Raw genomic sequence first — 16,492 nt, 5'->3', positions numbered from 1 at the left:
ATTGGAATTATCTACAGGATTTTCATCAGAACTGAGTTGGAAGATATTTCTTGATCGCTACACATTGAAAGATCCCAATCGGAATTTTCAAGTTGGGGATCTGGCCATCGCGTTGGTCGAGCCGCATCCCAAATGGCCTAAAAAAGATGTGGGCATCGTCCGGGAAATTCTTCCCGATGGACATTTGTCCATTGAGCTTCTAACCGGCCCTCAAAAAGGGGATCTCATCGAGCGCCGTGTGGTGGATTGTGATCGGCCCATCGAAAAGACGATTGACGAAGTTGCCCGCCGGATTGCGCGCGGGGTGGCTAAAGTTGAAAAGCCTAAGGTGCGGCAAGACGTGGAAGATAGTTTTGCCAAGGAAATTGCGGCACTGCATTTTGTGCCGGGAGGCCGAATCTGGGCCGGTGCCGGAACCGACCAAAAATTAACCTATTTCAATTGCTACGTCATCCCCAGTCCCCGGGATAGTCGAGAGGGGATTGTCGAAACGCTTGGACAGATGATCGAAATTATGAGCCGGGGAGGTGGCGTTGGAATCAATATTTCCTCCCTACGGCCAGCCCGTGCGGCTGTTCGTGGAGTAAATGGACGATCCTCTGGGGCTGTATCGTGGATGGATTTGTATTCCCGGGCTACAGGACTGGTTGAGCAGGGCGGCTCACGGCGGGGGGCATTAATGTTACAAATTGAAGATTGGCACCCTGATATTTGGCGATTTATTGATGTCAAGAAAACGCCCGGAATGGTTGAAAATGCTAATATTAGTGTTCGAATTTCTGATAGTTTCATGCAAGCCGTGAAAAATGATGACGATTGGGATTTGGTCTTTCCCGATACGACAGATCCCGATTACGATACGCTATGGGATGGAAACCTCGAGAATTGGAAAAAAGCGGACAAGCCCATTATTGTTTACGAAACGGTTAAGGCAAGAAAAATCTGGAACGAAATCATTAAAGGAGCATGGCAGGCTGCGGAGCCTGGTATCGTCTTTGATGAACGGCACGAAAAGGATTCCAATAGTTGGTATTTTAATCCCTTAATCAGTACCAATCCTTGTGCCGAACAACCTTTGCCCGCGTGGGGAGTTTGTACTTTAGGTCATATAAACCTCTCCGCCTTTTATGATCGAGAAACCAATGATGTGAATTGGGATGGGTTACGGACAACGATCCGGATGGGTGTTCGATTTCTTGATGATATTGTGGACGCCACCCCATACTTCTTTCAACAAAATTATGACAACCAACAGAAAGAACGCCGTATTGGTCTAGGAACTATGGGGCTTGGGGAGTTACTCATTCGGCTAGGATTGCGTTATGGAAGTCCCGAATCATTAGATTTTATCGATAAGCTATATAAGTTTATTGCGGTAGAAAGTTATTTATATGATGTTGAACTGGCGAAGGAAAAAGGCCCATTTCCTGCGTTTAACGCGGAATTATATCTGCAAAGCGGCTTTATTAAACGATTGCCGGAATCCGTGAGGCAAGCCATCAGAGAACATGGGGTTCGCAATGTCACCATTTTGACACAAGCTCCAACCGGAACGGTAGGGACTATGGTCGGAACAAGCACCGGAATTGAACCGTATTATGCTTTAACCTATTTCCGCCAGTCGCGTCTAGGCTATGACGAACAATATGTACCGGTGGCCGCTGAATGGAAAGAAGCCCATCCGGGTATGGAACTGCCTTCATATTTTGTTGGCGCTATGGATCTCACTCCTGAAGAACACGTCTATGTGCAAGCGGCTATTCAACGTTGGACGGATTCGAGTATTTCCAAGACGGCTAACGCACCGAGCACGTATACGGTTGAAGATACAGCCAGGTTATATGAATTAGCCTATGACCTGGGATGTAAGGGCGTGACAATTTACCGGGATCAGAGTCGTACCGAGCAGGTTCTTCATTTGAGTGAAGAGTCTTCGCCGAAAAATGATGCTGTTAACGCTACGACTCCGGAAAACATGCCGCCAATGGCTGATGATGTTGAAGTCTATCCGGTTCCCCAATTGATTAATGGGCGGACTTACCGAAAGGAAACGCCAGCGGGGACCGCGCGGGTTGTGATTAACGAAGTAGATGGCAATCCTTTTGAAGTCTTCATGTTGTTAGGACGAGCGGGATCGGAGGTTCAATCCTTTATGGAATCCTTAGGACGCGTTATCAGTCTTTATCTCCGGTCAAACGGCAATCTCACGCCAAGACGTCGACTTGAACTGGTCGCGGAACAATTAAAAGGTATCGGTGGTGCGAACCAAATGGGCTTTGGTCCAGGACGCGTGCTCAGCGTTGTTGACGCCATTGGCCAACTTCTAGAGTCCCACCTGCGCCAACGTCCGGGAGAAGAGGCCGCAGCAATTACCTCTCCTAGCCCGAACACGAGAAAGACCGAGGAACGTGATAACCGTCATACCTCACTTCACTTGGACCTGTGCCCTCAATGCGATGCACCAACCCTGGTTTACGAAGAAGGATGTCAGCATTGCCAGTCGTGCGGTTATTCCAAATGTTAGGGGACTACTAACTAGTTTTTCTAGAGGTAATCCCTAGTTGACTAATCAAGGGATCCCAATATTACACGGTAGTTTGGGATCCCTTTTAGTTGGTTGTGATGCCCACAAACAGATGTTTCAAGACTGTGGTGGGGTAAAATCATGTATGTAAGTCTAAAATGCGTTGTTGGATGGTACTCGCGATGACGCAAGCCATAAAAGGTGGCCCGAGACAAGTGGAGCGTGGCATACCACCGACGAATGGGACTTCAAGGATCCGTTGATGTCAGTCTATGACGTGTTCACGTCATGCTATTACGGACGGATCCTTTTTTGCAGCAGATCTTGAAGCGCGGCCATTGGCAGATCTAATCATGTCTTTAAGCGTTCATTTTCATCCATCAAGGTCACGAAGTCGTGGGGTTGGGGTGCAGCTTTCACAGCCTCTCACACTGTACGACGTACCAGTGACGGGTTGAATGGATGACGACCCATGGAGTATTTTGCGTATCTTGACCTTCTTGGATAATCTGTTGCTTGAATTCCGGTGAATCGGGGTGCCTCATATCAAGCACACTCTCTCCTCTTGCTCGTGATAATCCTACCAGGAGAGATCGCGATTGTCTCGTCTTTTAAATGGGCTTAAAAGAGACCGCTTGGCGCCGCGGATCATGACGTCCTTGGGGACCCGCCAACTGCTCCACGTCCAACGCCACCATCTGTTGCAAGACGTGCAATCCGATCCGTATCGACAAAGCCAATCACCCGTCTTCCTCATCCTGGGGGATGTCCACCCATAGGACCGTTACCGGCTGTTCGGGGAAAGATTTTTTCTTTATACTGGTAGTCACTAGCGATTCCTCCTCAAGATGGATTCAACCCTTTCTATTCAACCAAGGATGGCTCAGGATGAAGGCACAAAAAAGGGGAGTGTGGAGAATGGCGAAAAACGTGAAGATTCTCAAACCGGTTAATGTGCATCGAATCACGATCTCCTCTGCATTGGAAGTCAATGAGCGTTTTATTGCCGTTGATGATCGCATTCAGTAGCGCCATCTTGAAGCGTTTAAGCAATTAGCGGATCGTTAATGCGTTGGGTGTCGTTCGCGGAAGTCATCCTATTCCAAGAACGGATGGTTAGCGACACCGGAGGTCTTTTCGGCGTTCTCGATCACGGAAAACTGAGTCCCGCGCTTGTGCGGCCTCTTGCTGTGATACTCGACTACGAGCCGTTCCCAACTTCCGCCTTAAAAGTGGCAACCGTTATTGACAGTCTTATCAAGATCCATCCTTTTCGCGATGACACTGTGACCCTCGAAGACATTGGCCACTGGCTTGAGGAGTTTTATGAATGTGAATGGTAGCAGGTTGACGAACACTCGTGGTCGCTCGCTCCCAGATGCGGTTTAACTCTCAATATCTAGACTATAGTCCTGTTTGCAGGATATTTCACATTATATCGATGATAGGATGTTGTTTTTTATGACATCTAGAAATGTAATTGATTACCAGATAAGATGATTATGTCGGTGATTTTCTGCTTATGGCTAGGGATTATTCTCAATGTCTTAACAGAGACAAAACGTTGTTGACATCGTTACCAGTGAAAAACGCATGGCACTAAGGTTCAAGAACATCACTTTGGCCTGTTCACCGCGGCTTTTCTAAAATTTAGGGAACTGAAGATGAGATAAAGATAATCACTGAACTTCACATTCTGAATGAGAGGGATCCTCAGTTCCTTTGTCGGACCACAGAGTGCATTATCGCCTCAGCCAATTACCGGAGGTCTCAGACACATTGCGCAGGTTACGATGGGTTCTTTATGGGTTGGGCTTTTCCACTTTGACTAGCGGGGCATGGATAGCGGGTCTGAGTATTGAAATGTATGAATTGTCACAGTCGCTGGCTCTCCTCAGTGTTATTTGGATTATTCGCATCATGGTCCGCCTGTTTCTGCAGCCACTTGCCGGTAGCATCATCGACCGATCCGAGCGTTCCCGCGCGGTATGGATGGCCTATCTCTTCTCGGGATGGTTTGGGATCCTGTGCGCCCTGTGGATCAATTGGAAGGGCGCGTCAGTTCTGACCCTACTCGTGGTCGTGACGGGTTTTCAGGTATTCGAATCGGTCAGTTCACCCGGACTGCAAAAACTCATTCAAATTGCGCTTCCTAAGCAGGCGCTCAATCGATTTAATGGACGCCGTCTTGCGATATCCCGCAGTGCTGCCATTGTCGGTCCTGCGCTCGGGGCGGAATTGCTTGCTAAGACGGGCAGCATCGTTCCGTTAATCGCCTTGTTTGCACTAGCACAGATTTTCTTAGGGTGGGGTTCCCTGCGGAGTCGAGTGGTGGGTCCCCGCGTGTCCACCCAGCACCCAACGCTGTATGCAGTGCTCAAAGATGGCTGGCACTATGCGGGGACGCGAAAAGACCTCGTGGCCATCTTTGTGTTGGCTGCTACGGCTTCGGGAGGATGGCGCATGATTGAAATTTTAGTGCCGGCCTTGTCTCATGCGACAGTGTTCGGAACAGGTCTTACAGGACCTGCCTACAGTATGAGTGCTGTGGGCTCGATTGGTATGGGATGGATACTTTCTCGTTATCAACGCGATTACCCCATTCGGTGGATTTTGTTGTCTCAACTGGTCAATATGATCCCGTTTGCTCTATTCGTGTTGACTCCGACACCGCTTGGCATTATTATGGCCGTCTTGGTGACCGGAATGAATGCCGATTTCCATGATGTGGTCGTGAGCACTTATCTGCAAAAGACGGTCCCACACGAGTTTTACGGCAGAACATCTAGCAGCTACCGCACCATTCTGGCCATGGGAGCGTTGCCTGTGGTTGTCGCAACCTGGCTCCACATTATTCCTACCATCGCTGTGGCTTCCTATGTGAGTCTCGTTTTGTTGGGATTGGGAGGCATTGTCATATGGCGGATGCTGCGATCAGCGGATGCTTCTTATTCTTTTACCATATCGAAGTAGGATAACTCAGCTTGCACCACGACCTGCACGCCATTTACTGTCAACGCTAGTAACATGTTGTTTTGAAAAGGATAAGCATGCGTAAAGTGTCTCATCTGTTCAGGAACTCGAGGTTGGCTATCCATGATAAGAAAGCGGGTATTATGTTAGACAAATCACTTCCCTAATATAATGTCATAATGAAAAGACCTGCGAGTCTTCCAATGCCAACAGGTGATCTTCCCGAGGGATGGCGCCTTTGTTCATATGAGAGTGGTAACGACCAACAATGGGCTGAGATTGAACGAAGTGTGGGTGAATTTGATAATATAGCGACCGCACGAAGTTATTTTCATGACCATTATCTTGTCTTTCCAAATGAAGTCCGTAAACGTGTACTATTTGTACAAAGTCCCAAAGGCGCGTTTGCGGGAACCGTCACGGCGTGGTGGAATGACACGGGAAATCGCCGCAATGCATCCCTTCATTGGTTGGCGGTTTGTCCCGCCTATCAGCGAATGGGTTTAGGGTGGGCGTTAGTGGCCCACTGCTTGTCTTTGATAAAGCAATTAGAAGGGGATTGTGAGGTATGGTTGCATACACAAACATGGACCCATAGGGCTATACGCTTGTATTTAAGCGCAGGATTTAGAATAGTTGCTTCGGGATCCTTCGGCGGATATGCCAACGATTTTGACATGGCCCTTCCTATTTTAAAGACAATGATTCCTTGGGATGAGGATTAGGTAATGTATTAGCCACCTTGTCGCGATAGGGACAAAGCCGTAACCAGAATGTTTGCGATTTAAGATGTCGTTTTTCAGTATGCTATCGTCGTGACGCACCTATTTCTCACTAACATTGCCATGGTCGGAAAGACCCAAAGCATTCACCATGGGTTTTCACAGCGAGACAGGGACAAGCTTTTACGACAGATAGGGAACAACAATGTGGTTATACCTGTTATCCCGAATTCGAAAAATGTTCTATTTTACGCTGAAACCTCGGTGATATGTTTCCTAAAACGGCACGTGTTTCCATCGTTATACTGATTTACGCGTATTGCGCTTGGTTTTGGCTCGCGATGGTTGATTTGATTGCGGCAAGATATCGATGGAGACGATAAAGTCGTTATCGGGATAGGTTTCTACGAAATCGGACAATCCACGCAAGAGATCAGCGGTTTCTTGACGCGTTAAATTTCTTTGTTGAATGGGCAGTAAAGGCGCCGTCATGATGTCCTCCTTGAGAGATGTGCTAGCAGTTTTTTGTCATTGTAGTGTAGCACACTTTGATTACCGGTTATGCGAAATGGCCGCTCAGGTGGGAGAGGAACACTGAGAGTCTGAAGACAATAAGCCGGATCGTGATAATATTGTTTTTGTATTCTGAGTTCTTTAAGTCCGCCTTAAAAAGTTTAGAACCTTACCATAGATTATAATGAATAGGGAAAAAACAACATCAATGAATGAGTTAATGAATGAGTTAAAGTAATAGATTCCAGTGTAGACAACAATGAGTTGTCCTTCATACCGGGTAGGGAGGAGGTTGCGCTTTCATGGCAAGTCGCTCCAATGAAACTGAATATACTGCTAATTGGGGACCGGCTCTCTTTGTTTTAGTCATCGGCGGTTTTATGGCGATTTTGGATACATCGATAGTCAATATTGCCATTCCCAAATTGGAAAGCGTTTTCTCGGTCAACACGCAACAAGTGCAATGGGTTGTGACAATTTACTTATTGACACTGGGTGCGGTGGTTCCGCTTGCGGGGTGGTTAGGAGAACGATTTGGATATCGCCGAATCTATATGACATCCCTAGCCGTTTTCACGATAGGCTCAGCGCTTTCTGGATTGTCATGGAGTTTAGGTACTCTCATGGTCTTTCGTGTCCTCCAAGCAACGGGTGGGGGATTGATTATGCCCATTACCATGGCTATGCTCTACCGCATGGTGCCCCGCTATCGTATCGGTACGGCCATGGGGATATGGGGATTAACGGCGATTGTCGCGCCGGCTATTGGTCCGACACTCGGAGGATATCTGGTGGAATATGTAAATTGGCGCCTGATTTTTTATATTAACGTGCCGATAGGGATTATTGGCCTGTTTCTGAGCTTGGCCTTTGTTCCCCCATTTGCGCCGACCTCGAAAATTCCTTTGGATACTGTGGGATTTGTTTTGGCGGCTGGCGGACTTTTTGGACTTCTACTCGGATTATCTGAAGGAGAAACTTGGGGATGGACCTCGGAACCGATTGTCCTCATCTTAGGCGCGTCTAGTTTGTTATTGATATTGTTTGTGTTGTGGGAACTGACCACGGAGCATCCTCTTCTGGATTTGCGTGTATTTGCCCATGGTTCGTTTGCCGTGGCCAATATTATCACCGTCATTGTGACCATGGGAATGTTTGCCGGAATTTTTTATGTGCCGTTGTTCTTACAAACGGTAGTGGGGTATGGAGCTTTAGAAACGGGCCTGATGTTAATGCCCAGTGCGCTGGCTACCGCTTTAACTATGGGCTTATCCGGGCGTCTTTATGACAAAATTGGCGCCAAACCGTTAGTTATTCCGGGGTTGCTAATTTTAGCGTATACCACTTATCTGCTACATAACCTCAGCGTGAATACGCCTGTCAGTGATGTGGTGTTATGGCTGAGTTTGCGTGGGCTTGGCATTGGCTTAACAATGATGCCAGCGATTACCGCGGGGATGTCCCGGGTTCCCACAGCATTGGTCGGAACGGGTTCCGCCATCAATAACATTGTGCAACGAGTTGCCGGTTCTTTTGGATTAGCGGTGTTGACAGCCGTTCTTACCCATCAAGAAGCGGTGCATGAAGTCTATTTGTCTTCAGCATATACGCCGATTTCGCCCGTTGCCGAAAACTTATTACACACTTTAGCCCAATACTTTGCGTCTTTGGGCATACCATTGACTGAAGTAGACCCGCTGGCCTTAACTCTGCTGCATGAAAATATCCTACAACAGGCTTTTGTCATGGCCATGGATGATGTCTTTGTTTTAGCGTCATGGATTACTTTAACGGGCTTGATCTTTGCAATCATGTTGAAGAGTTATCATGCTGTCCAAGATTCAGCACAAAGACCTTTTCAATCATCGAGTTCCGCTAGGCAGCAAGTGGAAATGTAGTGATGTTTGGTAACAAGGCATTCCGTGGCGCAGATTAAGATGAATCCTGATGAATTTCATTAATCCCCGTTAAAACATGCTTTTTGTTCGGCAACTCTCTACACTATTAATCAGATAACCTTCACGGGAGTGTGCACTGGTATGGTCGGAGTCATGATAATTACGGGATTAGCATTGTTTTTCATGATTATCTGGTTACATTACCGATTGAAACAATTGGAATGGCAACAACACCAATTATTAGGCATGTTTGGTATGGATCCGGAATTAGGGGATTTCGATTTTGATATACGGATGATTTTAGCTCAAAATCGACGCGTCGAAGCGATCCGGCTACTGCGAGAAAGGCGACAATGCAGTTTGTTAGAGGCGAAAGAAATGATCGATACCATGGTGCCGTTGGACAAAACGACCTCATTGGCCGATTATCGCAAACGCATATAGCTCTATACGTTTCACAGGTATCTTCCCGCCATGATAATGGCGGATTTTTTTGGCGCTTTCTTGCAATGCACTCCTCTTAAAGGCAAATGATTAGAATTTTTTTCGTCACTCTGTTAAGATAGTCTGCATTGAGTCGGGTTCTTGGGCGTCTTTGTCTTGAGGTGGTAAATGACATGGAGTATCGTTTTGAAAAATCGTCAAGAACGTTTTTAGCTGAGCAGACCACGTTATCCCACGTTTTAAGAACCATCGACGAAGGATTGAACCGGCTATTAACCCGAGACCGACAACCCGTTTCCGGGGCCAATGACATTGCTGTTTATGAGGCGGTCGCGCGGGGCGAACAAAAATGGTTTGAAGAGTGGGATCGGCATCGCTCAAGCCCCTATTATGGACGATTGGAATATATTGATCACGATGAGAACGATGTTATGGAAGTGGTTTATGTCAGTAAATCGCAGCGTTCTTTGTCGTTTCGTGATGGCAAAGATCGCGTCATCAATGTGATACCATGGAATGCACCTGTAGCTAAAATGTATATTACGCACCGGTCTGTGCCCAATATCTGGGATTTGAAACGGGTTACCCGTCTTGTCATTCAGGCGGCAACCCTTGATGAAGTGACAGATCTCTACCGTGATGCCAATCTTCCCGACTTGGGAGATTTAGGAGAATTTATTGAGTCCAAGATGTTTGAGAAAAGCTCTGGAGGCAAACTCGCCGATATTGTGGCGACATTGCAAGAAGAGCAATATGATTTAATTGTTCAGCCCATGCGGCAAAGCCTGGTGATAAATGGGGGACCTGGTAGTGGCAAGACCGAGATTGCTCTGCACCGTGTTGTCCATTTATTGCATTCCCAATCTCTGACGGCTAAGCAAATTTTGTATTTGGGTCCATCCGCGCCATTTTTGCGCTATGTTTCTGATATTTTGCCTTCGCTGGATGCCACCGATATTGTTTTACATGATTTAGGGGCGTGGGTATCAGCTTATGCTGGGCTGCCTGTGCGCCCTCAGATTCTGTATCAAGAGGAGAGCAAATTGTATGATCTTGGATTTGTGGAGTTTGTGGACCGATGGTTTAAGGAATATCTTGAAGAAGTCGCCTTGAAATTAGGTCCTTTAGAGATGGAATTTAACGTGGACCGTATGAGCGGTAAACAAACTCGGGTCGCCAGTCTCTTGTGTGAAGATGTGGCTCGGTTACTTGCTTCCGCCAAATCGTTGTCACACGGTGTGCAATTGCTTCGCGAGCGGTGGACATCGGTCGTGGAAACAGTACTTGTCGGTTCAGAATCTCACGAGTTTCAAACAGCGATGAGTCAAGCCCGGCAACGATTTGCCGCGTGGCTGGCTACGAGTCATCTTCCTCGAGACATCAATGATGTCGCCCCGCTTTATAGCACAGTCCGGAAACAATTTGGGTTATCATCACCCTTTTCATTGCAAGGGACATGGGGAATAGGCGATGCGCTAGGGCTATTATATTTGTCTACCAAGATTTTTTCTCCTAAGCAGCGCTATGCTCTTATTGTTCTCGATGAGGCTCAAGATTTACCGGCGATAGGATTTGCGCTGGTGCGTCAGCTGTTAACAGCTAACGGGTCCCTTACTGTGGTCGGAGACCCGTATCAGCATTTAACAGATTTTTCTCAGCCGTTGTCGTGGGAAACTTTGGCTCAGCAATTACAGGCTCGGTATATCGTACTCAAAGATAATTATCGTTCTCGTGCTAAAGTCGTCCAGCTAGCTAATGCAGCCCATCCAGCGGGAATCGAACAGCGTCCGCGGCGACCTGGTGGGATTATTCATCCTCCCTATTCTTTGGGACATCACGCAGCAGAAAAACTGATTCACGAAGTTGAGCGTCTAGTGAGCCGATATTCAGGCCAAGTCGCCTTGATTTTTGCCAATAAGATTCCTCATCAATTGCGGGAAGAGCTATTCGCCTTGCAACCCGAACAACTTAAAATGGCTGTAGAACCTGCAGATCCGGAAGGATATCAGGTCATTATTAGCACAGTAAAATACGCCAAAGGCTTGGAATTTGATGCGGCCATATTGGTTGCCGAGAGTGCAACCGCCTTTGAACTGGTATTAGGTGGTGCCTATCAATTGTATACGGCCATTTCTCGGGCGCGCGAAGAAGTTATGATGTTTGGCTTAGGACATATGCCTAGACACTATCAAACCCTCTATGAGTCAGTAAGCCATGACTAGGCCTGACGGAGGACAACTCAAAATCTCCACCATTCAAAACATAAAGCAGTATAATAGAAATTAGTAAGCAGTACGAATTTTTGACTTGAAGCATAACACGACTAAAGGAGGAAATAATTATGTGGTTTCGACGACGTCCTCGTGTGCCGCTGTTGGTTTGGTTGTTGGCCTTATTCGGTCTTAAGAGTTGGTTCCGACGTGGCTTATGGAGTAATATGTCCGATGAGCGACGCGAAAGCTACCGGCGCAAACGTCATGAGTTTTTACGTAAATTAGATGAAGCCTATGCTGTTTGGGATGAACCTGAGGATATCAATCCGGAATCGTAAGGTGACAAAAACGAAGAATGATGCACAAGTTGCATAAAAGGATGGACTGTAACTTTGCCCTCACAACTGAAACGCACGTTGGCCATTTTTCGTTTGGCCTTGTCCTATTGGCGGGATTACCGGAATATTGAACGCATCGAACGACAACAGCTGCCGGATGCCGAACAAGTCATTCAAGATATTTACCGACAAGGTGGAATTCGATTTCGCCAGGAGGCCTTGCGTTTACAAGGCCTCATTATCAAAGTCGGACAATTTTTAAGTGCCCGCACGGATGTGTTGCCATTAGCCTTCACCAAGGAATTACAACAGTTGCAGGATCAAGTGCCTGCCGCACCTTTTGACGATATTCGCGAATTGATTGAAAGCACCTTTCACAAACCCTTGCAAGAAATTTTTACGGATTTCGAACCAGCACCGATTGCTGCCGCTTCATTGGGACAAGTTCATAAGGCTCGTCTTGCCACAACGCATGATCTCATTGCGGTAAAAGTCCAGCGTCCCAATATACGGGACTTAGCCAAGACAGATCTCAAAGCCTTGGCACGCGTCATGGCATTCTTGCGGCGATGGACCAAGGTGGGCCGACGCATTGATACGGTTAAACTCTTTGAAGAATTTCGGCAATCCGTGTACCGAGAACTCGATTATATTCAAGAACAAGAACATTTATTGCGATTTAAGAAGAATTTTTCAGACTGGCCAATGATTAAAGTGCCTGATGTTTATCCTGATTATGTCCATTCCACTGTGCTCGTGATGGAATACGTTGAGGGTATCAAACTCACCGATATCGAGCAATTACGTCAACACGAATTAAATCCGCATCAATTAGCTGCAATCCTCATTGAAGCGTATTTAAAGCAAATTGTTGTGGATGGATTTGTGCAGATTGATCCGCATCCTGGAAACTTTCTGGCAGGATTTGATGGACGTCTCATATTCCTAGATTTTGGCATGATGAGTGACATTGTGCCTGAACACATCGATGTGTTTGGACGTTTGGTGGAATATGCATTGGCACAAAATGCCCATGGAGTTGTCGATTGTATGATCGATCTGGGGTTTGTGCGTCCATCGGCCAATTTGGAAGTCTTGACCCGAGCTGTTTCTGTGATGTTAGCCCGTATGGCAGGTGTTCCGTTGCAAGAAGGTCCTGCGTTAACAGCTTTAGTGCATGATTTTCAAGATTTTCTCTATGAAGAACCGTTACAATTCCCTGCGCACTACATGTTTTTAGGGCGGGCCATCGGCATGTTATTTGGACTGGTTTCTACGTTAGATCCCGATTTGGATTGGATGGCACTGTTAAAAGATAAGGCATTGCCGATGATTAACGAACGGCGTGTGTTATGGAATAATCGCTATTATCAATTGTTACGGGAACAAGTGGAACGATTGTTTGGACCAACAGGAAAACTTTTATGGGATCGTGGTGCCCAAAAAGTTGTGCAATGGGGTCAAATCGGTCTGCGTTTACCCGAAACACTGGACAAAAGTCTATCGCGCATAGCCTATGGCGCTATCGAAACGCGCCCCGACGTAACGGCCATTCTACGACGACTGGATTACTTGTCACAGCAACTCACTGTGGCAATCATATTAGGGTCAGCCGGACTGATGGCCGTTTTAGCCGCATTATGGCACGGTCACTATTTATTGGGGTTCTCAGGGATCTTTTATGTTGCCAGTGGATTGCTCACCATCCTGGGCCTGATTAAAATATTCAAAATGAAACGTTATCATTCCCGAAGACGGCGACATTAAGCCGTACCCAAGAAGGGATAGAGAAGGGCTACAGATGGTTGATTTTTTCCTATAGCCCCATAAACATTTGAGCCTATTTCACTTGCAAGGTGATTTGACGGCCTGAGGGCTCACTAACCTTTTTGACAGCGGTTCCCGTTGCAACAACTTCCATGATTTCTTCTGACCGATGAATAATTTCTACCTGGACATTAATGATGCTGTCAGCCCCTAATGCATCGGCTTCGGCTTTCATACGTTGCAAGGATAGTTCGCGGGCAGCATACATGAGCTGGGTCAATTGCTTCAGTTCGCCGCGTTGAAGTCCCTTAAACGCTGTGGCAATGCCGCCAGACACGCCCATACTCATGACCGAATTGCCTAAAACAAAACCTAAGGGTTGATAACCTGCATCAACGAGCAACCAGAAATCCATAGCACTTAAATTACTCGTCGCGGCACCGGGATGGCTTTGCAGTTGCTTTAATTCTTCTTCAATTTCACCCATTCCCGTTAATTGATTGTTATTACCACCTAGAAAGGCCATTTGAGGATCCTCCTTATGTCAAACTCGTCATATATGTTAACAAATTTTTCCGGTTATGTCCTAACTAAAGGGTGATCGAAATCAGCATAAAATTCGGCTGGGCTCGCTATGCGGTATTAGAGCCTATCACGCTATAATAGACATGGGTGTACAGGAAAAATCTTAACCTGGTCTAATGATGAAGGTCCCTGAGAGCGGAAGTGAACAATGTGTCGCGACATTTTGATCCGTTTCGAGAGCCAGCATCCGGTTGGATATTGCACTGCGATGCCGATGCGTTTTATGCATCCTGTCACATGGCACAGCGACCTGAACTGCGTGAACAGCCTGTTGTCGTGGCCGGAGATGTTAGAACCCGTCATGGAATTATTGTCACGGCCAATTATCGCGCCCGCCAATTTGGCATAGAAACAGGTATGAATCTTGGCCAAGCTTGGCAATTATGTCCGGACATCGTGGCGATTACGCCTGATAAATCCCTATATCGCCGGTATTCAGAACATCTGCATCACATCTTTCAACAATACACGGGGATTATTGAACCTCTTGCCTTGGATGAAGCATGGCTGGACATGAGTAATCAGATGAGTTTTGCCGAGAATCCGGCACTGGTGGCAGCATCTTTGCAGGCACAGGTTCGAGAACGTTTAGGTATCACCATTAGTATAGGGATTTCTGTGAATAAGATGTTAGCCAAACAAGTTAGTGATTGGAATAAACCGGAGGGCATTACGGTACTGAGAAAAGACGAGTTGCCCGAGCGATTATGGCCCCGTCCTGTTACGGAGTTATTTGGGTGTGGACCGGTTACAGCGCAAAAAATGGAGCGATTAGGCATTCAGACCATAGGCGATCTTGCGCAACAACCGTTATCGGCGATCCTCCATCAATTTGGGCAACACGGTCTCGCACTGTATCTGAGAGCCAAGGGCGATGATTACACGCCGGTGATAAATCCCCGTTGCACTGACCGACGGTCGGTCAGTGCCGAGCACACGACAGCGCAGGATTTATCGGGAATTGCCGACATTCTTGCGTTGTTCCAACAATGTTCCCAAGAGATCAGCGCCCGGTTATTACAGCTGGGATTGGTGGGTTACCGAATGGGTATTAAATGGCGAACAACGGATTTCAGGTTACACAGTAAACAGCTGTCATCTTCTTTGCCGCTGCAAAGCACTGATAGCATTTACCGTCTCGCGAGGCAATTGTGGTTACATGTTGCAGAAAATCGTCCCGTACGGTTAATAGGTATTACGGTATCGTTACTGGAATTACCTTCGCCACAATTGCGCTTTTGGGATGAGTAAGTCAAATCGTCGACATGGGTTTTTGATAGGGTAAAGACGACAATGAGGAAAGCCGTCATGGCAACGGTAGGGTTCAAACAACTTGTTGCGGTTTTTCAAGATAGGCTAAGGAAAAAACTCATGATGGGATTAGATGACTGAGGTGTTCTTCGCTAGGATGCTAACATAAGGATGGCATGGGGAGTTAGTCCTCTACTTGTCGCCAAGGTTATTGAAAGAAGGGAAAAACTCACCGCGATTTTGTTTAGAGCGTGGGAGAAAGAGAGGGGAGAAGGCGTTTATCCTGAGCCATAGGGCAAAGGTGTTAGCGCCTAATGATGATGAAATCTGTTTATCTGGATATGGATCCGGGTCATGATGATGTACTCGCACTATTGGTCGCATTAACCGCATTTCACGTCAAGGGTGTAACGACGGTGGCTGGAAATCAGACAGTGGATAAAACATACCGTAATGCGCGCCGAGTCCTCGACTTAGCGCATTATGAGGCCATTTCTGTGCATCAGGGCTATGCCCATCCTCTGTTCAGACCATTAGTGACGGCCAGTCATGTGCATGGATCCAGCGGGCTCGATGGATATCGTTTTCATCCCCGAACCCGGGAAGACGAGATTCTCGATGACGCCCAAATGTGGTTAGCATCAGAATTCTTACACGAGCCTGATCCCATCACGTGGATTGCCACAGGACCGTTAACCAATGTTGCAGCGTTTCTAATGGGCAACACCCACTTCATTCCCCATATTGAACGATTGGCCATCATGGGAGGTTCCTTGAATAAGGGAAACATTACCCCTTATGCTGAATTCAACTTTTATGTCGATCCCGATGCGGCCGACTGGGTGTTGGCATCAGGTATTCCCATTCGTCTGGTCGGATTAGACGTGACGCATAAGGCGTTATTGTCGCCCGAAGCTCTTGAGCGGTTTCTGACATGGGGTTCAGAAGTCGGAACCATGTTACACGATATTTTCACCTTTTATTTTGACCATGAACCCGATGCGGGTCCCGGTGGTGCTCCCGTCCACGATGTCTTAGCTGTGGCTGCTGTTGCCCATCCTGAATTTTTTAGCTGGCAACCCATGAATATTCGGGTTGAACGATGTCATGACGTTCACCGAGGACAAGTGATTGTTGTCCCGGGTTCCGGCGTAGATGATCGTGGGGTCGAGGTCGCGATTGATATCGATGTCGACCGATTTTTTTCGTGGATGTGGGAAATGTTGGATCCTTATTCTCGATGATTCTGACATGAGTTAGCAAG

General features: G+C 47.0%; 13 protein-coding genes and 1 pseudogene. 11 read left to right on the top strand and 3 right to left on the bottom strand.

All coding sequences use genetic code 11. The annotated features are described in order from the left end of the window. The first annotated feature begins 1 nt into the window (after position 1). Positions 2-2,524, top strand: coding sequence for an adenosylcobalamin-dependent ribonucleoside-diphosphate reductase (locus tag B8987_RS16605; RefSeq protein WP_020374806.1), 2,523 nt, complete (start codon positions 2-4; stop codon positions 2,522-2,524). Between the two features lie 629 nt (positions 2,525-3,153). Here the strand turns inward: B8987_RS16605 and B8987_RS19460 are convergent. After that, a pseudogene (locus tag B8987_RS19460) lies at positions 3,154-3,378 on the bottom strand (IS256 family transposase); the annotation flags it as partial. Between the two features lie 213 nt (positions 3,379-3,591). Between B8987_RS19460 and B8987_RS16600 the strand changes: the two are divergent. The 3 genes from B8987_RS16600 to B8987_RS16590 all read left to right on the top strand — a co-directional run bounded on the left by B8987_RS16600 (position 3,592) and on the right by B8987_RS16590 (position 6,222). Beyond that, positions 3,592-3,867, top strand: a complete 276-nt coding sequence (locus B8987_RS16600; RefSeq protein WP_020374810.1) for a Fic family protein — start codon at positions 3,592-3,594, stop codon at positions 3,865-3,867. 436 nt (positions 3,868-4,303) lie between these two features. Further along, positions 4,304-5,497 (top strand): MFS transporter, encoded by a 1,194-nt coding sequence (locus tag B8987_RS16595; RefSeq protein ID WP_020374811.1) that lies wholly within the window; start codon positions 4,304-4,306, stop codon positions 5,495-5,497. Positions 5,498-5,700: 203 nt separating this feature from the next. Then, entirely contained in the window at positions 5,701-6,222 is a 522-nt protein-coding gene (locus B8987_RS16590) for a GNAT family N-acetyltransferase (RefSeq protein ID WP_020374812.1), read from the top strand. A gap of 297 nt (positions 6,223-6,519) precedes the next feature. Here B8987_RS16590 and B8987_RS16585 read toward each other — a convergent pair whose 3' ends face one another. Continuing rightward, positions 6,520-6,711 carry a hypothetical protein gene (locus B8987_RS16585; protein WP_084661721.1) on the bottom strand — a complete coding sequence of 64 codons (192 nt, stop codon included), beginning with the start codon at positions 6,709-6,711 and terminating at the stop codon, positions 6,520-6,522. A gap of 323 nt (positions 6,712-7,034) precedes the next feature. Here B8987_RS16585 and B8987_RS16580 point away from each other — a divergent pair, with 323 nt between their 5' ends. The 5 genes from B8987_RS16580 (at position 7,035) to B8987_RS16560 (ending at position 13,392) form a co-directional block, all read left to right on the top strand. Then, complete coding sequence (locus B8987_RS16580) at positions 7,035-8,630, top strand: DHA2 family efflux MFS transporter permease subunit (protein WP_084661720.1); 1,596 nt, start codon at positions 7,035-7,037, stop codon at positions 8,628-8,630. Positions 8,631-8,771: 141 nt separating this feature from the next. Next, the gene (locus tag B8987_RS16575; protein WP_084661719.1) at positions 8,772-9,074 is read left to right on the top strand and encodes a hypothetical protein; all 303 of its coding nucleotides are present in this window, start codon (positions 8,772-8,774) and stop codon (positions 9,072-9,074) included. A gap of 173 nt (positions 9,075-9,247) precedes the next feature. Beyond that, complete coding sequence (locus B8987_RS16570) at positions 9,248-11,296, top strand: UvrD-helicase domain-containing protein (protein ID WP_020374816.1); 2,049 nt, start codon at positions 9,248-9,250, stop codon at positions 11,294-11,296. Positions 11,297-11,415: 119 nt separating this feature from the next. Continuing rightward, entirely contained in the window at positions 11,416-11,625 is a 210-nt protein-coding gene (locus B8987_RS16565) for a hypothetical protein (protein ID WP_020374817.1), read from the top strand. Positions 11,626-11,679: 54 nt separating this feature from the next. After that, positions 11,680-13,392 (top strand): ABC1 kinase family protein, encoded by a 1,713-nt coding sequence (locus B8987_RS16560; protein ID WP_020374818.1) that lies wholly within the window; start codon positions 11,680-11,682, stop codon positions 13,390-13,392. Positions 13,393-13,465: 73 nt separating this feature from the next. On the opposite strand, the gene B8987_RS16555 is transcribed toward B8987_RS16560, so the two are convergent. Further along, complete coding sequence (locus tag B8987_RS16555; RefSeq protein WP_020374819.1) at positions 13,466-13,918, bottom strand: YbjQ family protein; 453 nt, start codon at positions 13,916-13,918, stop codon at positions 13,466-13,468. A 209-nt stretch (positions 13,919-14,127) separates the two neighbouring features. On the opposite strand from B8987_RS16555, the gene dinB reads away from it, so the two are divergent. Continuing rightward, positions 14,128-15,228: a DNA polymerase IV gene (gene dinB / locus B8987_RS16550; protein ID WP_020374820.1), complete on the top strand. Its 1,101-nt coding sequence runs from the start codon at positions 14,128-14,130 to the stop codon at positions 15,226-15,228. Between the two features lie 314 nt (positions 15,229-15,542). Next, positions 15,543-16,472 (top strand): nucleoside hydrolase, encoded by a 930-nt coding sequence (locus B8987_RS16545; RefSeq protein ID WP_020374822.1) that lies wholly within the window; start codon positions 15,543-15,545, stop codon positions 16,470-16,472. Positions 16,473-16,492 lie beyond the last annotated feature (20 nt).

Source organism: Sulfobacillus thermosulfidooxidans DSM 9293 (assembly GCF_900176145.1).
Lineage (GTDB): Bacteria > Bacillota > Sulfobacillia > Sulfobacillales > Sulfobacillaceae > Sulfobacillus > Sulfobacillus thermosulfidooxidans.
The sequence above is the reverse complement of the archived record's forward strand: the minus strand, read 5'-3'. Positions and strand labels throughout refer to the sequence as shown.